Below are 25,289 nucleotides of genomic sequence, written 5' to 3'. Positions count from 1 at the left end.
AGTTATGTCTATCAATATCTTGCCGGTCATCATGTCGGGCGGTTCCGGCACGCGCCTGTGGCCCTTGTCGACGCCAACCGCGCCCAAGCAGTTCCATGCCATCGCGACGGCCAATACGATGATCCAGGAAACGGCGCTGCGGCTGATCGGTGACAACTATCTCAATCCGGTGGCGATCTGCGGCCAGGGCCATTTCGACCTTGTGACGGCGCAGCTGGAACAGATCGGCAAGGCCCCGCAAGCGGTGATTCTGGAACCGTTCGGGCGCAATACGGCGGCTGTGGCGGCCATGGCGGCGCTGAGTGGGCTGGAACTGGCGCCCGACGCCCTGATCCTGATGGTGCCGGCCGATCATGTTATTACCAAACCGGCTGATTTTCACGCTACCATCGTGGCGGCGTCCGAAACGGCGCAATCGCGGATCGTCACCTTCGGCATCACGCCCGGCCACCCGGAGACAGGCTTTGGCTATATCGCGCGTGGGGCGGAACTGTCCGACGGGATCTACGAGATCGAAAAGTTCCTCGAAAAGCCGGACCTGGCGACGGCGACGCAGTATGTCGAAGGCGGGCGGCATGTATGGAACGCCGGCATCTTCCTGTTCTCGCCGCAGGTGATGCTGGAAGAACTGGAAATCCATGCGCCCGAGGTCCTGGCGGCGTGCCGCAAGGCCTATGACGCAGCGGAACGCGACGGCGTGGCGGTCAGGCTGGAAGCGGTCAGCTTCGGCGAAGTGCCGTCGATCAGCGTCGACTATGCGGTGATGGAACAGACCAAACGTTCGGCGGTCGTGCCGTGCGACATCGGCTGGGCGGACGTCGGCGGCTTTGCCGAACTATGGCGGCTGGGCGACAAGGATGATCGCTCCAACCATATCAAGGGCGACGCCATCCTGATCGAGGCGGAGAACTGCCTGATCCGCAATGATGCCGGCCCCGTGGTGGCGGTCATCGGCCTGTCGGACATCATGGTTATCTCGACACCGAGCGGCATCCTGCTGGCGCCGCTGGCACGCGCCCAGGACGTCAAGAAGGCGGCCGAGGCTGCCAAGCTCATTCGCGCGCGGTAATATTGTAAACAGACCGGCAGCCCGCCCGGGTTGCCGGGAAGGCTCGGAGGCAATTTACTCGGGTATGATTGCACGGTTGCCGTGTGAAATCAAAAGCCTATGTTACGTGTTGCGTTGCAGCAATATTGTGCAGTCGCAATAAAATATGACACTTTTATTACACTATATTTCACATTTGTGATGTTAAATATTGCAACTTTTCTAATTGAATTTTTCAAAAAAACTGAAATTGCAACCTTGCGAGAGCAGGCTATCGACTGGGTAGACACGTTCCGGGGCCGGAAATGCCATTTGCCGCCGAGCGTTTCTCGCCCTTATGGCCATCTCCCATAAAAGCATCACAATATCCTATACTTTACAAGAATTATTTTTAATTGCTGGCCAATCGCCAAAAGGGCGTAAGGACCGTGCCAAATTCTTGCGTGGGGCGAACGGAGCTTGCGCCATCTCTGGCTTTTCTTTCAACGTTGAAATATCGAAATGCTGAAATTTAATTTTGACACCGCATAAATAACATTATGTTTCTAAATATACGAATAAAGTGAGCCCGTTAATTATCATTAACCATCATTAAAATGTTGCGCTGCGATAAAAGTGTGGCATAGCATTTCCAATTAGTTAGTAAATTTTCCAACCCTTCCAAGCTCTTCCGGGGATACAGTTATGACAGCCACAGCAGGCAAGACTCGCGTCAGCGTTTTTGGTATCGGATATGTCGGCGCCGTGACCGCCGCCTGCATCTGCAAGGACGGCTTTGCTGTCCACGCGATCGACATCAGCCCGGCCAAGGCGGAAGCCCTGGGCAAGGGCATCTCGCCCATCGTTGAGCCCGGCCTGCCGGAATTGCTCATGTCGGCCGTCGAAAACGGCCTGCTGACCGCGGGCACCGACGCCGAATACGCCATTCTCAATACCGACCTGTCGATCGTTTGCGTCGGCACGCCCAGCATGCGCAATGGTAATCTCGACCTGTCCTACGTCGCGGCGGTCGCCGAAGACATCGGCAATGCCATCCGTATCAAGGACGGCTTCCACTCGGTCGTCATGCGTTCGACCATGCTGCCCGGTTCGATGGGCAAGACGGTTATCCCGATCCTGGAACGCGTCAGCGGCAAGAAGGCCGGCGTCGATTTCGGCCTGGCCTACTATCCGGAATTCCTGCGCGAAGCGACCGCCATTGCCGACTACGAAGATCCGGCGGTTGTCGTCCTGGGTGTCGAGGATCAGGCGACCCTGACCCGTCTGCGCGAAATCAATCAAAAGCTGACCTCGCCGGAATTCATCGTCGACATCAAGACGGCCGAAGCGATCAAATATGCCAACAACTGCTGGCACGCCACGAAGATTTCGTTCGCCAACGAAATCGGCAATATTGCCAAGGCTGCCGGCATCGATGGCCACAAGGTCATGGAAGCCGTTTGCGCCGACCGCCGCTTGAATATCTCGCCCGTCTATATGAAGCCCGGCATGGCCTACGGCGGCTCCTGCCTGCCCAAGGATTTGCGCGCCCTGCGTTACAGTGCGCGTTCGATGGAAGTGGCGACGCCGCTGCTCGATGCGGTTGCCGAATCCAACCAGACCCAGATCGATCGCGCTTTCAACATGATTGCCGCGACCGGCAAGAAGAACGTCGCCATCCTGGGGCTCAGCTTCAAGGCCGGCACGGACGACCTGCGCGAATCGCCGCTGGTTGAAATTGCCGAGCGCCTGCACGGCAAGGGTTTCAAGATCAAGATCTTCGACGAAAACGTCCGCTACTCGGCCCTGACCGGCGCCAATCTCAGCTACGTCCGCGCCCACCTGCCGCACCTGGCCGACCTGATGGTCGAGACGATCGATGAGGCCAGTATTGATGCCGACGTGCTGGTGGTTGGTAACGGCGACCGCCGTTTCGGTGAAGCGATCATCGGCAAGCGCGACGATCAGCTCGTGATCGATTTTGTCCGTGTTTCCAAGGAAGTCCGGAGCAACAACCTCGATTACGCAGGCCTGTGCTGGTAACGGACCGGGCACTGAAGGGAATCGCGTAATGAGTGGACTACTCGGCTATGCCGTCTTGTTGCTTGCAATAAGTTTGGCCATGCCTTCCGAGCTGTTCAACCCGCAGTCGGCACACTTCCTTCTGGCATTGGGCTTCATCGCGTCGTGGCGGTACCTCTGGGCCGCCACCCATCTCGCGCGTTCGCTCATCTACCGGAAGATGGTGTTTCCGCGTTTGCGGCGGCAGGCCGACGATATGGGGCAGGACGGCATGCCGACGCATTGCTATCTGCTGCTGACCAGTTTTCGGATCGATACCGAAACGAGTGCCGAAGTCTATCGCGCAGCGATCGACGAAGCGTCCCGGACCAGTATTCCGGTCACGCTGGTGGCTTCGGTGGTCGAGATGTGCGACCAGCGGCTGGTCAAGGACATCTTCCTGTCGCTCAATCCGCCCGAACACGTGAGGCTGGCCTTCATTCGGATCGCCGGTTCCGGCAAACGCGATGCCCTGGCCCAGGGGCTGCGGACCATCCAGCAGATGCTGCCGCCCGCCGGTTCGGTCGTGGTCGTGGTTGACGGTGACACGGTTCTTGAACCCTTCTGCCTGCAACGCAGCCTGCCTTTCTTCAAGGTCATGCCGGACATCAGTGCTTTCACGACCGACGAGATCTGCGAAGTGCGCGGCGCCCGGGTGTTCCACGAGTGGTACAATATGCGCTTTGCCCAGCGGCAGATTCTCATGTGTTCCATGGGACTGTCGCGGCGCGTGCTGACCCTGACCGGCCGCATGTCGGCCTTCCGCATCGAAGTCGCGACCGATCCCACCTTCATCCGGCAGCTTGAGAGCGACAGTGTCGACCACTGGCGTCTGGGCACCTTCCAGTTCCTGACCGGCGATGACAAGAGCACCTGGTTCTGGATTCTGAAAAACGGCGGCAAGATGGCCTATATCCCCGACGTGACGGTAAGCACCGTCGAGTCTCCGCCGGATGGCAATTTCTTACGCGCCGCCACCATGCTGATGGTGCGCTGGTTCGGCAATATGCTGCGTACCAATGGCCGCGCCCTGGCTCTGGGACCACGCAAGACCGGATTGTTCGTCTGGTGGACCATTCTTGACCAACGGATGAGCATGTGGACGGCAACCGTCGGGCCGGTCGCGGCGATCATGCTGACCCTCTATTACGGGCCGCTGGCGCTGGTGGTCTATGCCTACTGGATCGCCGTGACCCGCTTCGTGCAAACCCTGGCGCTCCTGACCGCCCGCAAGAATGTCAGCTGGACCTTCCCGTTCCTGTTGTTCTTCAACCAGGTCTACGGCTCGATGGTCAAGACTTACATCTTCTTCCGCCTCGATAAGCAGAAGTGGACGCGGCAAAACACAACGGTTTCGCGTGACCTGAATGCCTTCAGCCGCAAGATCATCAACATGACCTCGGTCGCCATGCACGTTACGGCCATTCTCTTCTTCATCGCCTGTGTCGCCACCTATATCGGCGTCATCAAGCCCTTTTCGATTTTGCCCCTGTTTTGAGGGCCCCTGCTATGAGGATAGCGTATGTCGGTTAGAATTGTTCATGAAGCCTCCTCCCAGCGACAGCACGTCCGGCTTCGCGTGCCCATTGCCGTGCGTATCGAGGATAAGGTCTATGAAGCGACGGACTGGTCGGTCGCCGGGATGCGCGTGGGGCCCTTCGAGGTCCTGCCGGCAATCGGAGAGATCATTCCCCTGGTCCTGATGTTCCGCTTCGAAGGCTTTGCGTTCGAGCTGGATCTGCAGGGCGAGGTCCGGCAGGCCCACGCCGAGTCGAAGACGGCAGGTTTCGAGTTCAGCGATCTGAATCCAAGCAGTCTCTCGCTGCTGCAGTACCTGATCGGTGCGCAGTTGTCGGGTGAAGTCGTCACGTCGGGGGACGTCCTGGCCATCGTCAAGCGTGAAAATTTCACGGGCGCGCGCCTGCAGAAAAAGGACGATCCGGGCAGCAAGAAGCTTGGGCCGACGATACAACGTCTGGTTCTGCTCAGCATCCTGTGGTCGATCGGCCTCGGTCTCGTCGGCTATATCGGTTACAGCGCCTATTCGCGTGCCTTCGTTCTGAAGGCCGACGGCGTCCTGGCCAGTCCGGACGCCCAGATGGTCCGCGCCCCCAAGGCCGGCACCGTGCTTTCGGTCGACGCCAAGCCGGGTCAGCACGTATTGCCGAACCAGAATGTCTCGAGCATCGAAGGGCTTGACGGCACGGTCGCCAATGTCGCCAGCAATTGCGACTGCGTGATGGGTGAAGCCCTGGCAGCACCAGGCGCCTTTATCGCCCGTGGTGCGCCCATCGTCCAGATCGTGCCGATGTCGGGTCGCATGGGCGGCGAATTCATCGTGCCGTTGGAATCAGCGCGCCGCATTCGTCCGGGTGACAAGATCGTCGCCGATATCTTTGTCGGCGACCGTTACTACACTGGCCGCGTCGAGCGCATCGTCCTGCCGACCTTCGGCGAGACCAATGCCTATGCCAAGGTTTCACAGGGCATCATCCAGTTGTCGGCGGTCGTTCGTGTTCGGTTCGACAGCAAGCTGCCCGCGTCGATGGTCGGCCAGCCGGCGTCCGTGCGGATCAATACCATCCGACTGTTCAACTAGGACATAATCCCATGAGCCGCCAGATTTGCAAGCAGGTCCAGTCTTCAAGGCCGGCCCATTCTTTCGGGCAGAAAACGGGCGGCGGGCTCCTTTCCGCCCTGGCCTTTGTACTGATGATGGCCGGCGGTCACGCCGCCGCAGACGAAGTCTGTCCGGCTCGTCCGCTGGCCATGTCGGACGGGCCGGCCAAGACGCGGACTCCTGGGAAACTGTCACCCATGGCGCGGCGTCTTTATGACGCTGATGTGGCCTATGACGCCGGAAATTACGATCTGGCGGAGAGCAAACTGCTCCCGCTTTCCCATGTCCGCGCCGATCGGAACGACACCGCCCATCGCGCCTATCTGCGCCTGGCCCGCATCAGGGCTCAGCAGGGGCGGTGGGACGAGGCGAAAACGCTGGCGGCCAAGGCCGGCAAATCGCGTCTGCGCAAGGTACGCAGGCAGGCACAGTCTTTGTTGTCCGATATCACCTATCGCGAAGGCGTGTCCCAGGCGAAGGGCGCTTTCGATCAGGCGGACAAACTTCTCAAGGCCGGCGACGTGACCGGTTCGGAAGCGGCTTTCAAGCCCTTGTTGACCCAGCCTTGCCCTGTGCCGGCGGCCTATTCGGACCGCGTCAAGCTAAAGCTGGCGACCATCAGCCTGAAGAAGGGCAATCTCGACGAAGCCTCAACGTGGCTGGGTTCAATCAATCGCTCGGCGGATCCGGATCTGGCTGCGCAGGCAGCCGGCATCGATGTCACCCTGGCGCAGAAACGTGTCGATGTCGCCGCCAGGTCGGCTTTCGAGGCGGCAGACCTGCGGGTTGACACAGGTGATTTCGCCGGCGCCGTCGCGGCGGACCAGGCGGCCCTTTCGGCCTATCCTAATGCCTCGACCAACGTCGTCATTGCCGGCAAGTTGGGCCTGGCCGACCATCAGGCGCTGGCCGGCCTGTTCGGTGACGCGCGCGCGACGGTAGCGAGTATTACGTTCGATGGCGTCGATCCGGACCTGGTCGGCCGGCGTGATCGCGTCGTTCAGCGGATTGACGCACGTGAGATGGACGCCCAGGTTTCCAAGCTGATGGTCCAGGCTGAAAGCGATCGCGCGGCTTCACGTCCGTTGCTGGCGCTGGCTACCTATGATGCCATCGTCGCCAATCCGGCCTATTCGCCAGAATGGCAGCAGCGCGCCCAGCTGCGTCGCGCTTCGATCAACCGCCAGCGCTTTGCGTTTTCGGCCGCCAAGGCCGATATCGACGCCGTGGCCGCTGCGCCCGCGACGCCGTCCATAGCCACCAACGTCAAGTCGGCGGCCGATGATTTTGCCGCGGCCACACCGAACCACCTGCTGACCGGGGCCGTTAACGGCGGGCTGCAATATGACGACAACGCGCCGGTCATCGTATCCGCCGTTCCCGGTGAAGACGATACGGTGCCTTATCCGGGTAATGAGAAATTCTCAGACGCCGCAACCGTTGTCGGGGGTAGCGTCGACTATCGCCACCGTATCGGCAGCCAATACAATTACCTGACGGCCTCGGCCGGCATCGATATCGTCGACCAGTGGACCTTGGACCCGCTCGATCGCGCCAAGCTGGCAACGACCCTGGGCGTTGAATTTCCGATCTCCGCCTGGACAGCCAAGGCCGAAGCCGGGGCGTTGTACGATCGCACCTACCGCGGCGGGAAGCTGCTGAACCAGGGGGCCGGCGGCTATGTTACCTACACACAGATTATGGGTTCACGCCGTCTGGAAGGGCACTACGAAGTCGAGCATATGGACGACCGCCGCGTCGGCCGCGACGGCTGGCGTCAAACCCTGTCGGCGCAAGTATCACCGGCGCGAGGCGGTTACGGCCTGACCGGTGGCATCAGCCTGCTCAGCGACCGCCCGACCGATCCGTCGTTAAGGCAGGCCTCGATCAGTCTGTCGGGCAGCTATGTGCGCAGACTCAGGACGGCCGGCAACTGGCAGGTCGACGGCTCGATTGCCGGTTCGGTGCGCTCGGCGCGCTATGACGAGACGTCGCTGGACGCCAAGGGCAATTCGGGCCACCGCACGACGGTCCGGACGCGGTTCGAAGTCGGGCCGACCCTGGTCTATCGCGAAAAGACCGAATTCCGCATCAGCTATGTCCACCTCGGGATTGATGACAGCGCCGTAAATTACGACCGCAACGACAACCAAATCTATGTGTCTGTGCAGCGACGTTTCTGATGGCCTTGAAGGACGTAGATAGCCCTATGCTGGCGGCACGGCGCGACATATTGATGGGAATGGGAGCCTCGCTGCTCGCCGTTGCGGCACCCGCCGCGGCAGCGCAAGCCAGTCTGCGTCCTCCCTTTACCGTGCCGACGGCCAGGAAGAAGGCCAGCGCGCCCAAAAGCCTGCCCGCCACGGAACCCGTGTCGGGGCTGAGCAACGAGTCCCGGTACCGCAAGGACGATCCGACACGGTCCATTGTCGATCCCGACCTCTCAGATGCTTATGAACGGTCGGTGGCGCCGCTGCGCGTCTTTGCCAAGGCCGTCGTGCGCTCGGCAAACCGCTATGTCGACAGCCAGGGGCACGACCTGGAAGCCGCAGCACAGGTTGGTGGCCTGATCGGGAAGTGGGCTAATGCCGACGCCTTGAAGGATGTATCCAATGAGACCGGCTATTTCAGTCGTCTGATAATGACCGGCCCGGCCGCTCTGGCGTTGTTGCAGGTCCAGGACGCGCTCGGCGGTTCCGTCTGCGCAACGGCCTGTAACTGGCTTGACGCCCAGGCCAGCAGCACCCTGCAATTCTATGCTGTTCAGCAGTCGCAGACTGCGCGCAACAATCATCGCTATTGGGCCGGGCTTGCGGTTTTGTCGGCCGGCATCGCCGTCAATCGCCGCGACTATTTTGACTGGGGTGTCCAGGCGGCAAGGATCGGGATCGACCAGGTAACGGCGGATGGCGCTCTGCCGCTGGAACTGCTGCGCGGGCAACGTGCGCTGTCCTATCACACCTACTCCGTGGGGCCGCTGGTCATGATCGCCGAGGCGGCGGCCAGGAATGGCAATATGGCACTTTACAGCGCCAATTCCGAAGCCCTGCATCGCCTTGTCGACTTTACCCTGGCCCAGATCGATAACCCGGCCCTCATCGCCAGCTTGGCCGGCGCCGATCAGGAGGCGCTGGGCAGCGATGGCGCTTCGGTCGATCCCAACGACATCGCCTGGCTGGAAATCTACGAGTCGCGTTTTCCGGGACGCAGCCGCTGGAGTACGCGGCTCGGCAAGATGCGCCCGCTGGCGGCGAGCGGGCTGGGGGGGAATCTCACCCTGTTGTTTGCAAAAAAGACCAGGGCAGTCGCGAAAGCTCCGAAGCGCAAAGCCAGGAGCTGAGCGCTGCGAAAGCCTTATCGCCAGCAAAGAAGCGTACCCCGGCCGGGGCTTCCGGTCATAGAAATTGACGAAATCGAACGAAGGAGATGACGATGAAAACGACTAGACTTCAATCCTGGTTGGTGCCCGGCGCTCTCTGTCTCGCCCTGGCTTTGCCAATGGCGGCGCATGCCGGTAATGTCGACGCGGGCCTGTATGCCGCTGCCCCGCCGCCGAACTCGGTTTTCGTCCGTGTTGTGTCCAGTCCGGACGACGGGCACGCCGCCGAGGTCACGGTAGGCAAGGTCAAGTACAGCGCCGCCGCTGGCAGCGCCAGCGCCTACAAGATCGTACCGGCCGGAAAGACGACGGTCACGGTTGGATCGGTCGATGTGCCGCTCAACCTGGTCGATGGCCAGTACTATACCTTTGTCGTGGCCGGCACACAGGCCCAACCGGCAAGCGTGCTGATCCGCGATCCGCGCGTCGAGAGCAAGGTCAAGGGGCTGATCACCTTCTATAACCTGACCGGACGCGCCAACCTGTCGCTGAAGACCGCAGACGGCAAGGCGGTCATCGTGCCCGATACCGATCCGCAGCGCGCCGGCTTCCGGGCCGTCAATTCGGCGACGTCCGGCTTTGCCGTGTTCGATGGCGCCGCGGCCATCGGCAATGTCGAACCCCAGACCGTCGAACGTGGCAATGCCTATTCCTCGATCGCCATGGAGATCGGCGGCAAGCTGAAGGTCATCTGGGTCAAGAGCGAAACTTCACGCTAGGCACGCTTTTCGAAACCAGCATCAAACTTGACCGGAAAGGGGAGCAGGCATGGTATTTTCATCCAACATCTTCATATACCTGTTCCTGCCCGCCTTTCTGGCGGTCTACTACCTGACGCCTGCGCGCTTCAAAAACCTGGCCATTGTCGTCGGCAGCTACATATTCTATGGCTGGTGGCGCATCGATATGCTGCTGCTGCTGGTTCTGGTGACGTTGTGGAACTATGGCGTGGCCATAGTGATCGACAAGGCGACGGACAAGAAGCACCGTAATATCGCTTTGGCGGTCGGGGTCGGGGTCGACCTGCTGGCCCTGCTGTATTTCAAATACATGAACTTCTTCGTCGAGAACCTGAATCTCGTCGTTCATAGTTTCGGCAGCCATGACAGCTTCGTCTCGCATGTCCTGCTGCCGATCGGGATTTCCTTCTTCACCTTCCAGGCCGTCAGCTATCTTGTCGATGTCTGGCGCCGTGACGTGGTTGCGACGACAAATCTTATCGACCTGGCCGCCTTCAAGGCAATTTTTCCCCAACTGATCGCCGGACCGGTCCTGAGGTATAAGGACCTGGAGGCGCAGTTCCACGGCCGCGTCCATACGATCAAGGGCTTTGCCGAAGGGGTGCGCCGCTTCGTCTATGGTCTGGCGACCAAGATCATCCTGGCCGATACCATTGCGCCGATTGCCGACCACGCCTTCGCTACCGCCCGTCCGTCGATGTTCGAGGCCTGGCTTGGGGCTTTTGCCTATGCCGGACAGCTGTTTTTCGATTTCATGGGCTATTCCAGCATGGCCGTCGGCCTGGCCTGGATGATGGGGTTCAAATTCATCGAGAATTTCGACAATCCTTATGCTTCGCGCAGCATAACCGAATTCTGGCGGCGCTGGCATATCTCCCTGTCGACCTGGCTGCGTGATTACCTCTACATCCCGCTGGGCGGTAATCGCCTGGGTGAAGCCAAGACCTATCGCAACCTGATCCTGACCATGCTGATCGGTGGTTTCTGGCACGGCGCCAACTGGACCTTTATCCTGTGGGGCGGCCTGCATGGCGGTGTCATGGCGCTGGAGCGCTATGCCAAGTCCGCCGGCAAGGTGCCGACGCGCTTTTTGCACTATGCTGCCTGGCCGTTGACCATGCTGATCGTGCTGATCGGTTGGGTCATGTTCCGCGCGCCCACCGTGGAAAACGCCCTGTCCGTCTACGGCGGCATGATCGGATTGCACGGCGTGATGCCGGCGCAGGCCGTGGCGTGGCAGCAGAGCTATACCAATCTGGTTTTTCTGGCCCTGGCGGCGATCATGATCGGCCTTGGCGTACGCCAGGCCTGGACCGGCCGCGACTACGTGCCGGCACGCGGGTCGCGCCTGGAATTGGTCATGCTTGGTTTGCTTTTGATCATCAGCCTGACCCGCCTGAGCGCCTCGACCTTCTCACCCTTTCTCTATTTTCAATTCTGACAGCGATAGTCCGTTAATCTCATGAGCGACAAGTTGACAGCGATACTGGGGGTGGTCATGGGCTTGGGCCTGGCCGCGATCGGCTATGCGGACCCGGTGGTGCGTGGTGTCGACGCGCCCAAGATCGACCTGGCCGGCCTGTTGAGCGGGCGCTGGGCGCATGAGTTTTCGTCGGGCTTCGACAAGCATCTGGCGATACGCGAGCCCTCCGTCGAGGCCTGGACCGCAGTGTCCTGGGGCCTGTTCCACGAAGGGCGCGAAGGCGTTCTGGCCGGTGAAAACGACTGGCTCTTTTCGAAGGAAGAATTCGAGGCGCCGCGCGCCGCGACCGGGGTCGATGCGACCCTGAAGGCGGCGGCCGAAGCACAAAAAGCCCTGGCGGGCCGAGGCATCCACCTGATCGTGGCCATTGTTCCGTCCAAGACGCGAATCTACGGCGAAAACCTGCAGCGTTACCAATGGCCGCAGACCCTGGAACCTGTGTATGACCGCCTTATCAGCGGACTGACTGGTGAGGGTGTGCATGTTGTCGACCTGCGTCCCGCCCTGCTGGGCGTCAAGGCGCGCGAGCCGGCCTATTTCCGTACAGACACGCACTGGACACCGGCAGGCGCCGAGGCGGCCGCAGGCGCAATCGCCGCTGCGATTCAGCAGGACGGCGGGGTCAAGGCGCCGCCGGAAGCACATCGCCTGCAGGTCAGCTACAAGGCACCGCAGTCAATGGATGGCGATCTGCTCACCTTTGTGTCCCTTGGACCGGTGTTCCGATCGCTGGGCCCCAAGCCCGACAGCCTGATCCAGCCTGTCTTCAGCCATGCGACGGAAGCTGCGCAGAACACGGGTGAAGAAGGCGGACTGTTCGGTGAGGCCGCGACTCCCGTGCTGCTGGTCGGCACCAGTTACAGCGCCGACGAACGCTGGGGCTTTGCCAATTATCTTGAGCGTGATCTCGGTGTCGAGCTGGTGAATTCGGCCGAAAAGGGATCTGGACCATTTATTCCGATGGAAAGCCTGCTGAAAGGCCAGACGTTGGACGAGGCCCGGCCGGAATGGGTCATTTGGGAAATACCGGAAAGGTATGTGTGGATGAGCGTGACGAAACCAACCGGAGGCGGGGCATGATACAGGCAAACTCCGCAGGCTTTGCCGGTTTCCCTCTGCTGAGAGCCGGCAGGGCCGCTGTCACGATACTGATGATGGGTCTGTGCACCAGCCTGATGGCAGGGTGCGGCAAGGTAGCTGCGCCGGTCGCAGGCGCTCCGACGACAACGGTCTCACAGGACGCTGTGAAGGCTGACCAACTGCTGGCGAGCGCCAACAAGATGCAGGATCCGGCCCAGCGCCAGGCGGCCATGGCCGAGGCTCTGAACCTCTACGACCAGGCCAGCCTCCAGGACCCCAAGGTCGACACGTCGGCGGGCTATCTGAAACTGCTCGATACCTATTCGAGCTTCCTGATCGGTCGGGCCGGGCAGCCCGAGGTCGCTGTCGACGACCGCCGCCGCCTGCTTACCACGGCACGCTTCGTAACCGAACGCGAGCCGGATCCCTCTGGCCGGACAACCGGACTGCTGTCGATCGCGCGTCGTCAGATAGAGGCAGGCGACTATGCCGCCAGTGCCGAGACCCTGACCGTGGGCTATGTAAAGCTCGCGGACGTCCCGGCGGCGCAGCGCGATCCATTGGTCGCCGCCATGACGGGGCCACTGGCCTATTCGGTCAAGGGGCGTCCTCAAGCCGTCATCTGGGCGACCAGTATTTCCAATCCCGAAAGTCGCGCCGCCGTCCTGGCGCGCGTGGCGCAGATGCAATTGCAGACCGGTGATTTGCGCGCGCCCGAACTGGCGCCCTTTCGCGGACTGAACGCTGTGGCTCTGGAAAACCGCAGTACCGAATTGCTCGAAGCGGCGGAAGTCCTGCGCGTACGCGGCGCAATCGACGCGGCGGCAACGGCGGCGCTGGCGGCAAAAGCCGGCTTGCCGCAACGTGACGATCTACTGCTGACGCTGGTGAGCGAAGCGCAGTCCGGTGAGCAGCGCGATATTGTGGAAAGAGCGGCCTTCGGGATCACGCTCAAGGCGACCCGGGACAAGGCCTTGTTTGGGCTGGCCATGGGCAATGCCGAAAACTCCCGACTTTCGATCGCCGAACGTTTGGTCCAAAGCCTGACCGACGCGTCGCAGAAGGCCGAAGTCCTTTCCGAAGTTGCTGCGCGCTATGCCAATTCGCACATGGCCGAACACACGACGGCGGCCACGAAACAGGTGTTGAGCCTCACTTCGATTTTTACGCCGCGCCTTGCAAAGACGCGTATCAACAAAAATCTGGCCGAGATCTACCTGCGATCCAATGAATTTCCCAAGGCGCTGACATATGCCAGACGCGTCACCGATCCGGTTGCGAAAGCCACGGTCCTGAGCGACGTGATCAGGAAGTCGATGACAGCGCTGGAATGGAAGACGACGGAAAATGCCATTGGAGCACTTCGTGGTGCGGGACAGCATGACTCCGCCGCCATGTTCCAGGCCATCTTCCTGGCCGCCCGAGGCCATCCGGGAGATATCGAGCACCTGGCGAATGACCAGAAGTCGCCAGGCACCCGTGCCTGGGTCCTGGCCTATGCCACGGACGCCTATGCCAGGCGGCTGGAGACGGTTAAGGTCGGCAAGATGCTGGCGAATATCGACTCGGTGCGTGCGGCGGCAAAGTCGGTCGCCGACATCCAGTCCGTGTCCGCTGCCGCCATCTATGCCTATGCCTCTGCCGGGCAGCCGGACAAGGCGCAGACCTTCCTGCCTGATGCCCTTGCCGGCGACAGCGAGGGTTACACGAAGGCGCTGGCGCGCCTGGCCGGCGCCCAGGCGAAGACATCCGACATGGCAAAGGTCGATGGGCTTCTGGCGTGGGCCATCGATGACGATCAGATGACCGCCGCGCTGGAACGTGTCGTCGAAGTGTTGGCGGGCAATCGTAATTTCGAGACGGCGGCGCACTATGCCCAGGCAATACCCGAATACAAGGAACGGGTTGCCACCATGCATCAGCTGGCCATGAGCAGTGCCGAGGCACTCGACAGCTTCCAAGTGCTGGATGGTCAGGCGAACAATCCCGGCAAGACCGATTCCGAGCGCCAGGTGATTCTGAAGGCCCAGGGCTATACCTATTATGGCCTGGATAATGACAAGGCGGGCGAAGCCGTTCCTGTACCGCCGCGCCTGGCCAGCTATACGCGTCAAAGTGTCAGCGACAAGATACCCCTGACGACCGATGAAGGCCGCGTTTTCGTCATTCCGATGGAATACAGCGCCTACAACACCAAGTTCGTCTCACAGGTGAACAATACCTTCCGCTCGATCGGTGAACGCGTCTTTCCGGTCCAGGCGCAGGGCACGCGTTATCCACGCTACATCCATATCGAATCCGGCGTGCTGACGCTGGAAACCCTGTCACGGCGCCTGGCCGAGATAGGCGAGGGGGACCTGCTGGTCCGCAAGGGCGGGCGTTACGTGTTGAATGTGCCTTTGCTGATCGGACCCACAGCCACCCTGATCATTTCCGGGACGGATGCCAACGAATTGCGGATGAATTCCGAAACCGGGGTCTTTATCGTCAATGCCGGCAAGCTGTGGTTCCACGATGTGACAGTCTCCGGATGGGACCCCAAAACACGGAGTTATGCCGCGCTTAATTTCGAGTCGAAGCGTCAGTTCCGGCCGTTTGTCATCAGCTGGGGTGGGTCCGTGATGAACGCAGACGGCTCGCATTTCCATCATCTGGGCTTTGGCGGCGACAAGGGCTACGGCTTTTCCTATTCGCAAGGGCCGATCGAGATCGTTGAACGCCGGCCGGGCGCCTTGCCGCGCCCGACGGGCACGGTCGTGCAAAACAGTTTCGAAGACCTGTATTTCGGTTTCTTCACCAATGCGGCTGACGATGTCGCGCTGGTCGGCAATGAATACAAGAACAATGTCATCTACGGCGTCGACCCGCACGATTTCTCCCAGCGCCTGATCATTGCCTACAACACCAGTTACGGTGCGCTTAAAAAGCATGGAATCATCGGTTCGCGCGAGGTCGACGACTCGTGGATTGTCGGCAATATCGTCTTCGACAATCACGGTACCGGCATCATGCTGGACCGTATCTCCGCAGGCAATGTCGTCTACGCCAACCGCGTCTGGGGTAACGGTCAGGAGGGCATGGCGGCTTACGAAAGCCCGTGCAACATCATGGCGGCCAATGTGGTCTTCGGTAACCGTGGCGATGCCGTCAAGGTGCGCAACAGTACCGACGTGGGTATATTCCACAATCAGCTGTCCACAACAGATCGGACCGGCGTCAATATCTATATCGGCGATCCCAGAGAGGTTCCGGGCTTCCCTTTGCGTGACGTCAAGAAGGATCCCTACATCAAGTTCGTGTCGGTGGCGATCGTCGACAATACGATCGACAAGCATAACGGTTCCGGCATTACAGCGACAGGTTTCGGTGCAGTCGCGTTCAAGGGCAACCAATTCATCGGTTCCAACGAGAAGATGCTGCAGGGCGACCTCGCACCCCTTACCCGCGAAGTTACACGCCTTCAAGGCGAGGGCTTTGTCGTGCGGTCGACCTGTCCGGCTGTGGTCGCCGACAAGGTCTGCAAGTTCAGAAACAACGGCTATATGAGCAACGTCGTCGATGCGCTGCCACCCGCTGCCGGCCATCAGGCCATGTGCCAGGGCAGCCGCGATGCGGATCAGGAAACGGCAGAAGCCGGCGTCGAAGCTGCTGACGATGCTGAATAGGAAATGTCATGACGAAAGCCTCTGAGTCTCGCTGGGCTATCTTTTTAATAGCGGCCACCGCCGCGGTCGGTGTCGGTGTGGCGGGCATGGTCTTCTGGCAGATGCGGCCGGAAGCACGATTGAGCGCTGCCGCGGCGGCAGCGGACGTAGCATTGAAGGCGGGGCGGCCAAAGGTCGCCTGGTCGACGATCGAACGCCTGCGCGCTGTCGATGACGCGGCGGCCGACTATTACGAAGCCCTGTTGCTGATCCGCGCCCCCCAGTTGGCGTCCGACGGCAAGGCGGGATGGCGCGCAGCGCAGATGCTGCGCCGGGCGGCAATGCACCCCAAATATGCCGATCGGGCGCGACTGGCCCTGGCCCAGTTGCTGATCGCGCAGCCAAACCTGGCGCGGTCGCCGGATGAAGCGACGGCCGCGATCCGTGCGGCCGCGCAGGCTGGCAACAAGCGCGCCACGCTGCTTTTGGCCCAGCAGATGAAAGAGCGCCCCGACGGCGACAAGATGGAGATCTTGCGGCTGCTGACCCGGGCCTCGGAAAGCAATGACACGGCTTCCGAAGAACTGATAGGTTTGCTGGAGAGCCGCAGCCTGCCGTCGAAGAGCCCGCATCTTCTGAACGATATTCGTTATCGCCAGTTCATCAGCCAGTTGACCGAAGCCCAGGCCGGTAACGTGGAATCGATGGTCAAGGTAGGCGACAGCTATCGTGAAGGCGTGGGTGTAAGCAAAGACGTCAATACGGCGCGCGAATGGTACAATCGCGCTGTCAAACTGAACAGCAACGCGGCGCGATTGCGCCAGATTGACCTGCTGCGGCTGGACGGCAGACCCAATGCCGCAGTCGAGGCCCACGGCCTGGCGATGGATGCCGCCCGCGACGGCAAGTCGGTGGGCGCCTATACCGAACTGGGGCGCGATTTCAAACTGGGCCGCGGTACGAAACCTGACGCTACGCAGGCGGAGCTGTATTTCCGCAAGGCCATAGCCAAGGGATCGGGCACGTCCAGCTATGAACTGGCGGACATGTTGCTGGCGCGCAAGCCGGAAACGCCGCAGACCAACGCGGAAGCGCTGGCCTTGCTCGGCAGTGCGGCCAAAGACGGAAATGCGTCGGCAGCCTGGACTCTCTATACATTTTACAACAGTGGTCAGCATGGACTGGTCGCCGATCGCAGAACCGCTTTCGTCTATCTGCTGCAGGCTGCCAAGGGAGGCCGTCGCGGTGCGCAGGTCGAACTGGCCGGCCGCTACAGCCGTGGTGACGACATCGTGCCGCGCAACGACGCCGAAGCCTTCAACTGGGCGAGCAGTGCGCTCGAACAGGGGGCGACCTCGACCAATCTTCTGCTCATCATGGCGGAAGCCTACTCGCTCGGCGAAGTGGTGCCGCAGGACCGTTTGCGCGCCAAAGCCTTCCTCGAAGCCGGCGTCAAGCAGGGCAGCGCGGGTGCGATGCGCAAGCTCGGCGCTCTCTATTTTACGTTGCAGGAACCCGATGCAGCGCAGAACGCCGTACGCTGGCTGCGCGAAGCGTCGCTGCACGGCGAAAGCAATGCCTATGTCGACCTTGGGCGCGCCTATGCCAGTGGCGCCGGCGTGCGCGTCGACCCAGCCAGGGCCTTTGCCTTTTTCGAGCAGGCGGACCGCGCCGGTAACCTGGAAGGCACCGTCGAAATGGCGCGCAGCTTTGCCACCGGCTACGGGGTAAGCCACGACCCCGTCCAGGCGGCAGGACTTTACCGTCGCGCCGCCGACGCCGGAAGCCCGGAAGCCATGATCATGCTGTCCTATTGTTACGAGACAGGCGAGGGCGTGCCCAAGTCACTGCCGGACGCGCGCGTCTGGCTGCAGAAGGGTGCCGAAGCCGGCGATCCTGAAGCGCAGTACTGGTACGGAATCTATCTGTTGGAGGGCCGTGGCGGGCCAGCCGACCACGGCAAGGCCATCAGTCTCTTCGAGCAGGCCAAGAACCGAAAGTTCAAGCCGGCCATCGCCATCTACAATCAGATGGTGCCCCAGAAGGCGACCGTCGCACCCGCAGCACCTGCACATGCCGCGCCTGCGACAAGGCCGGCAACTGCGGCGCCAGCACATGTTGTCACCTCGCCTGCGTCCGCCGCCGTCACGCCAGCCTTATCGTCACCTGTGAAAGCCCAACCATGATCAAGGATAAGACAATGACCTGGGGAGGTGCCGCAGTGCTGGGTGCCGTTGCAGCTGTCGCCGTGTTGCTGGTCGCCCTTGCGCTGGTGGCGGTTGCCCGCCTTGCCAATCCTGCCCCTCTGGTCAAGAACGCCTTTGTCGGTGGTCAGGTATTCGCCGACCAGGCTGCCTACCGGTCGACCGCAAAGCTGGGCCGGATCGGGCCGGATTGCGATATCGCGGGCCTGCTCGTCACAACCGACAAGAAGTTTTCAGACTACCTGTTTGCGCCGCAGATTCCGCGTGACCCCGAACGGGTTTTGGGAACCTGTCAAATGGTTCGCGATATCGCCTATATGGACAGCAGCACGGGTTTCGATACGCGCGCTCTGGCGGGGAATCCCCTGGGCCTGCGCGGTCTGTCGCGACTGGCCCTGGCCTTGGCGCCGATGAGCATCTGGCTTGTCGTACAGGCGATCTTTGCCGCCGCCATTGGGCTCGGAGCGATCTTCCTTCTGAAACGCCAGGGCGACTTGACGTTGTTCAAGGCGGGTGTGCTGGGGGTCGCGACCCTTACCGCCGTCGCCTATAGCCTGACCAGCCTGTCGCTTGGATTTGGCGCCTTGTTATGGCCGGTCGCCGTCGCAGCAGTCTTTTTAATCGGAACTCGGTTGTCGTGGAGCCAGTCGCCGTGGAGAATGACTGCGCTGTCGGCCCTGGCTGGCGCCGTCGCCATCATGTTCGATTACAGTGCCGGTCTGGCTTGCAGCCTTCTCCTGTCCCTTGTCTTTGCTCAGGCTGCCCTGGGCAGCAACTGGACCACGCTCGGCCGCAACGCCCTGGCCTTTGTTGTCGCGGCCTTGCTGACCGTAGCCGTTCTGGCGGTGGCGAATGTCTCGACGCGTGGCCTGGAACCGGCGGCTGCCGCCTATTACATCGTCGACCGCTTTACGGACGCATCCGCCTTTCTGAGACTAGACGGCGTGGGTGCGCTGAGCCGGTCCGCTGCCCGTCTGGGCAAGCTTCTCGCCGCTGGCAGCGGTGCGGCAGGCGCGTCTTTCTATGCAATCCTGTGCCTGATTGCTTTTTCCGCCTGGGCCATCCTGTTGAAGGGGCAAAAACGCCTGGGAACGCTGGTATTTGTTGCTTTGGCCGTCGGCCTGGGTTGGGCCTTGCTGGTGTTCGACCGCGTGACGTCCGACCCCATGCAGTTCGCCTCTCTGCCCCTCCTTCTCCTCGCATATACCCTGGTCGCAGTGGTGGCCACCTTTGCTGGCCGGCGCGCCGGCTCACTGGAATCTGCCTTATGAAAAAGCCTTCTTTCGCCCTTCTTGTCAAAAAAGCGGGTACAGGCCTGCTGGCAGTGCTGACCGCGTTCAGCGGGCTGGCGACCCAGGCTGCGACACCGGCGACGACGGTGCCGGCCGCAGCATCGCCGCCCTGGATTTGTCCGCAGCTCAATGAACACGAATCCTATGGGAGCGGAACAGTCGATGTCCTCGTCAAAGGCAAAGGCGAATGGCTTTTTCGCTCCGCACCGGACCTGACCGTGCAGGCCCCGGCTGACGGCGCCTTACTCGACAATTTCTCGCGACTGAACAAGCAGTTGGCCAAAGCGAAGGTCAAGCTTATTGTTTTCGTCGCGCCGCCGCGCGGGGCCACCATGCGGGAGTTTATCGATCCGACCGTGTCGCAGGCCCAGCGGTTCTCGCCCGATGTCGCGCTGACCAGCTACAACACGACCCTCAATCGTCTGAGGGGCATTGGGATCGGCGTTCCCGATACTTTCTCGGTTTTCAGAGATACGTCGGTGAATCTGAATGCCGAGGCGAGGCAGTATTATCAGTCGCAGGATATCCACTGGACAGCCTATGGCGCCTATGTGTCCGCCATTGCCCTTCAGCGCGAGGTTTCGCGCTATCCGGACTACAAAGCCTTGCCGCGCACAGATTTTACCACCTCCACCTTTTCGAAGGCAACGCCTCAGGTTCTGCGTACGCAGGCATCGCGCATTTGCAAGGTCCCTTATGTGCCGCCGGCGCGCACCATGTTCCGCACGGCTGCTGCGGCAGCCGATTCCGGCGGTCTGCTCGGTGGCGGTGACATTGGCGTCGTGCTGGTCGGGACCAGCTTCAGCACGGTGGATGTGGCCAATTTTAGCGGCTTCCTGCGCGAGCAGTTGCATTCCGATATCACCAACTACGCCATTGGCGGCGGCGGCTTTCTCTCATCGATCGTTTCGTACCTGCTGTCCGACGACTATGCCCAGGCCAAGCCGAAGTTCCTGATCTGGGAACTGCAGTACCATAACCTTCGCGAAGCTGAGAGTTTTCCGTTGATCCTGGGCGCCGCCGAGGGCGACTGTGGTAACGCGGCAATGCTGAAGGGCGCCGCGGTCCCGGTCAAGCTCGGCCAGACGTCGGTGCTGACGATGAAGGCCGGAAAGGTGCGCGGCAATGTCAATGTCGTGGTCGAACTGACCTCGCCGGATGCGCGGCGTTATCACCTTTACACGACCTATGCCGACGGTCGCTCGGACCGCTTCGACATCGATGCGTCGCGCTGGTCGCATCCGGCCAACAAGATGATCGTGCGCCTGCCGCGCGACGGTGGCGATCTGACGGGGGTATCTATCGTCCCCGATCAGCGCCTGTCGGGAACCGTGTCGGCTCACGTCTGCCGGGCGGAGGCTTGAATTCAAGGGAACCGGCGCAGGATAAATTCTTCATCGAGTGTCTCGCCGACTGGGAAGATGTAGCCCCCCACGCGGGCGAAACCATAGGCGGCATAGAGCGCCTGGGCTTTCACATTGCCGCTCCACACGCCGATCCATTGCGGTGCGTCGCCATAGGTTTCGTGCATCCACGTCATGGCCAGTTCGACCAGGGTCTTGCCGAGACCGTGACCCTGATGGCTATGGCGGACATAGATGCGCTTCAGTTCGCCCTGGGAGGCGCGGTCGGCTTCGGTGTGCGGCAAGGTGACCGGGCCACATTGCAGATAGGCCACGGCGTAGTTCTGGTCGTCAAGCGCAATGCGCCAGTATTGATCGGGTGCGGTGATCTCGGCCAGCATTTTCGGCACGGCGTAAGAGGTGGTCAGAAAAGCCGTGAGATCCTGCGGCGGGTAGAGATGGCCGAAGGTTTCGCTGAAGGTCTCGGCCGCCAGGGCGGACAGGGCCGAAACATGATCGGGTTCGACGGGAATTATGCGCATAACCCGTCCATACCAATATGGACGGGCTTTGCAACATCGTACCGGGTCAGAAAGCAGCTTTGTTGGCTTCCAGAAAAGCGCGCAGGCTCACGGGCGCCTGGCCGGTCAGGCTTTCGACGGCATCGGTAACGATGTCGAAGCCGCCGTGGCGGGTATTGGTGTCGAACGAGACCAGCATGGGGATCAGGGCTTCGGGCAGGCCGGCATGCTTCAGCCCGCCGGCCAGTTGTTCGTCCGTCACGTCGATGACCTGGATCGGCTTGCCGGTGATGTCGCTGACCAGGGCGGCGACCTCTGCGGTGGTGAATGCCTGCGGACCGGTAAGGGTCAGGGTCTGGTTGACGGGCGGATCGAGCAGGACGGCGGCTGCGGCACGGGCGCAGTCGGCGCGGGCGATGTGGCCGATCCTGCCATCACCATTGGCGCTGTACCACTGACCGGAAGCCAGGGCGGACGGCAGGCTCATAAACAGGTTTTCCTGGTACCAGGCGTTGCGCAGGATAGTGTAGGGGATGCCGGTCGCCTTGATGGCGTTTTCAGTGCCCAGGTGGTCGCCGGCGAAGGTAACGGCCGACCCGTCCGGATTGGGCATGGAGGTATAGACGATATGCTTGACGCCAGCGGCCTGAGCTGCGGCGACGGCGGCCAGGTGTTGCTGCAGGCGCTGACCCGAGCCCAGGCTGTCGGTCGAGATGATCAAGACGCGGTCGACGCCGGCAAAAGCGGCTTCAAGCGAGGCTCGGTCGTCGAAATCGGCGCGGCGGGTATCCAGGCCGCGGGCCGCGAGATCGGCCAGCTTTGACGGATCGCGCGAGGCGGCGATAACGGTTGCGCCCTTGTCGAGCAGGGCGTCGATAACGAGGCGGCCGAGATGGCCGTTGGCGCCGGTGACGAGAATTGTGGACATTTTAGTCTCCAAATGATATAAGGTCTCATAAAGAGACTATTGGGATATAGTCCTTTCTTTGCGGCTGTAAAGGCGGCAGTTTTTGGGAAGGTGGTTACCTTGAAGGAACCGGTCATTACGGACGCGATGCGGGCGGTCATGGGCGATATCCTGGCCCAGGCGACATCGGGCAAACTCGATGCCGCCGCCTGTCCTGTGCGCGATATCCTCGATCATGTCGGCGACAAGTGGTCCAGCCTGCTGTTGCTGGCCCTGGCGGTGCGGCCGCACCGCTTCGGCGAACTGAAGCGCGCCGTGCCGGATATTTCACAACGCATGCTGACCCAAAGCCTGCGCGATCTCCAGCGCGACGGCATTATCAGCCGTCATGTTTTCGCGACGGTCCCGCCCAGCGTCGAGTATCGCTTGACGGAGATGGGCGAGAGCCTGATGCCGCCATTGTTGGGACTGATGGACTGGGCCAATGCGCATCACGACCGCATACGCGCGGCGCGGCGGGCGTTCGAAGTCCAGGCGATGGAAGTGGTGTAGATGTGACGTCGGGTCTTTGTCGCTCGTGATTGGCTACATCTCTGGCGCAATAGACTGGTTTTACAGTAATTTTCACCGCGGAAAGCGCCGAAAAGTCGGAAAGACGCAGAAATTCAGGCTGAGGTATCTCCCGCGCGAAGCGCAATCAAACTGCACCTGACAAGAAGGCGCTTCGCGCGGTAGAGGGCGTAACCGAGATTTCTGCGTCTTTCCGACTTTTCGGCGCTTTCCGCGGTAAAAAATTACTGTAAAATCAAAATATTACGCCGCAGGTCATGCCGCCCGCAGACCGCTTACTTGGCGGCCTTAACGGCTATCACTTCGATCTCAACCAGGAAACCGGGGGCAGCGAGGGCGGCGACCTGGACCGTCGCGCGGGTCGGGCGATTGGGCTGGTCCGGCGTGCCGAAGTGACGCTTATAGGCCTTCATCATGCCGGCAAAGTCGAGCTTGTTGTCGAGCGCCGGATCACCGACCAGGAAGACATGCATCGACACGACATCGCCGAAGGTGCAGCCCTGGGCCTTCAGCGCGGCGTCCAGCTTGGCAAGTACGGATTCGGTCTGTACCTCGGTGCTGCCATAGGCGGCGTAGGAGCCGGCCGGCGCCGTCAGGTCGGCGACGTCGGGCACCATGCCGCTGACATAGACAGTGGTGTAACCCGGCGGAACGACGACGGTCGAGGCGATGGCGGCTTCCGGGGCGGGGTAGTTATGCACGACCGGAGCCGGCGCCGTGACGGCAGGCACGACGGGCTTGGCGGGATGCGCCTTGACCTTGGCTTCGGCAGCAATGGGCGCCGCGATCAGCAGGGACAGGGCGCAGGCGGCGGCAAGATATCGCTTCATGATAGGTTTCCTCTGACTCAGGCTTTCAGGCTCTTTTGACGTTCCGCGATCATCGCGACGACGCGGTGGGATGACACGAAGGCGCCCTGCTGCCACGCCTTGACATAACTCAGGTGCTCGCCGGCGAAATAGAAGGGGCCATCGGCCTGGCTGAGCAGGGTGTAACCGGCCGGATCTTCGTCGCACATATTGCTGCCGAGGCCAAGCGTATAGGGCACCTTGCCCCAGTGAATGGCGATCGGCGAATGCAATTTCGCCGACTGGCCGGGATGAAGGCGTTCCACGGTGCCGCGGGCGTATTCGAACTGATCGGGCAAGCTGCGCGCCCCCATCAGGCCGTTAAAATTGTAGCCGGCGACGACGATACCCTGTTCGGCGTGGTAGTCGTAGCTGGGGTACCAGGTCAGGAAGGTGTCGCGATCGGTAAAGGACAGGCCGCCATAGATCTGGGCCTCGGTTTCCCAGAAGCGCGGGCTCTGGAAGGCGATCTTGTAGCCGTCACCATAGACGGTATTGCGCTTGATCGCCGCCTGCCGGTCGGGCGAGAAGTCATTGGGGATACCGGCCAGGACGCCCATCGGGATGGTGCAGATACAGTAGTCGGCGGTGATGCTGTCGGCCTCACCGCTGATCTTGTCGTAGTACATGACCTCGACACCCTTGCCCTTGCGGCGGATGCGTTTGACCTCGCACTGCTTCTTGATGACGTCGCCCAGCCTGGCGGCGAAGGCCATGGGGATGCGGTCCATGCCGCCGACCGGCTGCTGCATGGTCGCCTGCATGTCGATAATGTCCTGGAAGCCGGCGACGCCCATGACAAAGGGATCGCTGACCACGGAGAAGGGCAGGGCGGGCAAGGCCACCGTCTTGGTGTCGCCGGCGCCTGGTGCGACCGTCATGCCGTTGGTGTCCGAGCCGACATAGCTGAGATCGGCGCCCAGCTTGCCCCAGCTGCCCAGGCCGGCGATAAGTTTGTCGCGGTCGGCAGCGCTGAAGGCGTCATCGAGCGCGCCTTTCTTCGTGCACTTGGCCAGAAGTTCAGCCATGTGGCCGCGATAGTCATAGACGGCCTGGCGCATCTGGATCGGCTTGCCGCCATTGAGACGATCGGTCTGGATCAGGGCGCTGCCCGAATAGTTGACCTCGGTCTCCATCTTGACGCCGAATTCCTTGACGTAGCCCAGAGTCGCCGTGTGGTGGCTGGGGATACGCGCCGGTCCGGCGTTGAAATACTGGCCTTCGTCGAATTCGCAGATCTGCTTGGTGCCGTTGTTCAGTTCCAGCACCGTACCCTTGCGGATCGACCAGTTGCGGCCGCCAACCCGGTCGCGGGCTTCCAGCACCGTGCACTGATAGCCGGCCTTGCCCAGCTCCCAGGCCGCCGACATGCCGGCAACGCCTGCGCCCAGTATGACCACCTTTGTGCCGGCGCCGGACCCTGCCGGCAGATCCGGCGTTCCGGCCCAGGCTTCACCCCCTTCGGCCAGGCCCAGCGCGTGCATGGCGGCATAGCCACCGGCAATGCCGGCTGCTGCCGTAAAACGCATCAGTATCTGCCGTCGTGTGGTCATGTCCGGTCTCCTGTAGA

General features: G+C 61.4%; 18 protein-coding genes. 14 read left to right on the top strand and 4 right to left on the bottom strand.

Annotation, left to right across the window (positions count from 1 at the left end):
- Positions 1–4 precede the first annotated feature (4 nt).
- From AC1DXO_RS19035 to AC1DXO_RS18975, 13 genes are all read left to right on the top strand, one after another.
- Positions 5–1,069, top strand: a complete 1,065-nt coding sequence (locus AC1DXO_RS19035) for a mannose-1-phosphate guanylyltransferase/mannose-6-phosphate isomerase (protein ID WP_476979762.1) — start codon at positions 5–7, stop codon at positions 1,067–1,069.
- A 663-nt stretch (positions 1,070–1,732) separates the two neighbouring features.
- Complete coding sequence (locus AC1DXO_RS19030) at positions 1,733–3,070, top strand: nucleotide sugar dehydrogenase (RefSeq protein ID WP_476979761.1); 1,338 nt, start codon at positions 1,733–1,735, stop codon at positions 3,068–3,070.
- A gap of 28 nt (positions 3,071–3,098) precedes the next feature.
- Positions 3,099–4,586 carry a glycosyltransferase gene (locus tag AC1DXO_RS19025; RefSeq protein WP_476979760.1) on the top strand — a complete coding sequence of 496 codons (1,488 nt, stop codon included), beginning with the start codon at positions 3,099–3,101 and terminating at the stop codon, positions 4,584–4,586.
- Positions 4,587–4,610: 24 nt separating this feature from the next.
- Positions 4,611–5,687, top strand: coding sequence for a PilZ domain-containing protein (locus AC1DXO_RS19020; RefSeq protein ID WP_476979759.1), 1,077 nt, complete (start codon positions 4,611–4,613; stop codon positions 5,685–5,687).
- An 11-nt stretch (positions 5,688–5,698) separates the two neighbouring features.
- The gene (locus AC1DXO_RS19015) at positions 5,699–7,891 is read left to right on the top strand and encodes a tetratricopeptide repeat protein (RefSeq protein WP_476979758.1); all 2,193 of its coding nucleotides are present in this window, start codon (positions 5,699–5,701) and stop codon (positions 7,889–7,891) included.
- On the top strand, positions 7,891–9,048 hold the full coding sequence (locus AC1DXO_RS19010) for an alginate lyase family protein (protein ID WP_476979757.1): 1,158 nt from the start codon (positions 7,891–7,893) through the stop codon (positions 9,046–9,048). The genes AC1DXO_RS19015 and AC1DXO_RS19010 overlap by 1 nt, the downstream gene beginning before the upstream one ends.
- 92 nt (positions 9,049–9,140) lie before the next feature.
- Positions 9,141–9,806, top strand: coding sequence for an alginate O-acetyltransferase AlgF (locus tag AC1DXO_RS19005; RefSeq protein WP_476979756.1), 666 nt, complete (start codon positions 9,141–9,143; stop codon positions 9,804–9,806).
- A gap of 49 nt (positions 9,807–9,855) precedes the next feature.
- Positions 9,856–11,268, top strand: coding sequence for an MBOAT family O-acyltransferase (locus tag AC1DXO_RS19000; RefSeq protein WP_476979755.1), 1,413 nt, complete (start codon positions 9,856–9,858; stop codon positions 11,266–11,268).
- Positions 11,269–11,289: 21 nt separating this feature from the next.
- Positions 11,290–12,390 carry an alginate O-acetyltransferase AlgX-related protein gene (locus AC1DXO_RS18995; RefSeq protein WP_476979754.1) on the top strand — a complete coding sequence of 367 codons (1,101 nt, stop codon included), beginning with the start codon at positions 11,290–11,292 and terminating at the stop codon, positions 12,388–12,390.
- On the top strand, positions 12,387–16,055 hold the full coding sequence (locus AC1DXO_RS18990) for a right-handed parallel beta-helix repeat-containing protein (RefSeq protein WP_476979753.1): 3,669 nt from the start codon (positions 12,387–12,389) through the stop codon (positions 16,053–16,055). The genes AC1DXO_RS18995 and AC1DXO_RS18990 overlap by 4 nt, the downstream gene beginning before the upstream one ends.
- Positions 16,056–16,063: 8 nt before the next feature.
- Positions 16,064–18,220 (top strand): hypothetical protein, encoded by a 2,157-nt coding sequence (locus AC1DXO_RS18985; protein ID WP_476979752.1) that lies wholly within the window; start codon positions 16,064–16,066, stop codon positions 18,218–18,220.
- Between the two features lie 14 nt (positions 18,221–18,234).
- A complete protein-coding gene (locus AC1DXO_RS18980) occupies positions 18,235–19,509 on the top strand; it encodes a hypothetical protein (protein ID WP_476979751.1) in 1,275 nt (424 codons plus the stop codon).
- Positions 19,506–20,894 (top strand): alginate O-acetyltransferase AlgX-related protein, encoded by a 1,389-nt coding sequence (locus AC1DXO_RS18975; protein WP_476979750.1) that lies wholly within the window; start codon positions 19,506–19,508, stop codon positions 20,892–20,894. The genes AC1DXO_RS18980 and AC1DXO_RS18975 overlap by 4 nt, the downstream gene beginning before the upstream one ends.
- Before the next feature lie 2 nt (positions 20,895–20,896).
- Here AC1DXO_RS18975 and AC1DXO_RS18970 read toward each other — a convergent pair whose 3' ends face one another.
- The gene (locus AC1DXO_RS18970) at positions 20,897–21,415 is read right to left on the bottom strand and encodes a GNAT family N-acetyltransferase (protein ID WP_476979749.1); all 519 of its coding nucleotides are present in this window, start codon (positions 21,413–21,415) and stop codon (positions 20,897–20,899) included.
- 46 nt (positions 21,416–21,461) lie between these two features.
- Positions 21,462–22,322, bottom strand: coding sequence for an SDR family oxidoreductase (locus AC1DXO_RS18965; protein WP_476979748.1), 861 nt, complete (start codon positions 22,320–22,322; stop codon positions 21,462–21,464).
- Between the two features lie 99 nt (positions 22,323–22,421).
- Between AC1DXO_RS18965 and AC1DXO_RS18960 the strand changes: the two genes are divergently transcribed.
- Positions 22,422–22,853, top strand: coding sequence for a winged helix-turn-helix transcriptional regulator (locus tag AC1DXO_RS18960; RefSeq protein ID WP_476979747.1), 432 nt, complete (start codon positions 22,422–22,424; stop codon positions 22,851–22,853).
- 293 nt (positions 22,854–23,146) lie between these two features.
- Here AC1DXO_RS18960 and AC1DXO_RS18955 read toward each other — a convergent pair whose 3' ends face one another.
- A complete protein-coding gene (locus AC1DXO_RS18955; RefSeq protein WP_476979746.1) occupies positions 23,147–23,701 on the bottom strand; it encodes a RidA family protein in 555 nt (184 codons plus the stop codon).
- Between the two features lie 17 nt (positions 23,702–23,718).
- Positions 23,719–25,272, bottom strand: a complete 1,554-nt coding sequence (locus AC1DXO_RS18950; RefSeq protein WP_476979745.1) for a flavin monoamine oxidase family protein — start codon at positions 25,270–25,272, stop codon at positions 23,719–23,721.
- Positions 25,273–25,289 lie beyond the last annotated feature (17 nt).

Source organism: Asticcacaulis sp. P2_C5, from assembly GCF_056404555.1.
This window is presented reverse-complemented; position numbering and strand designations above follow the sequence as displayed.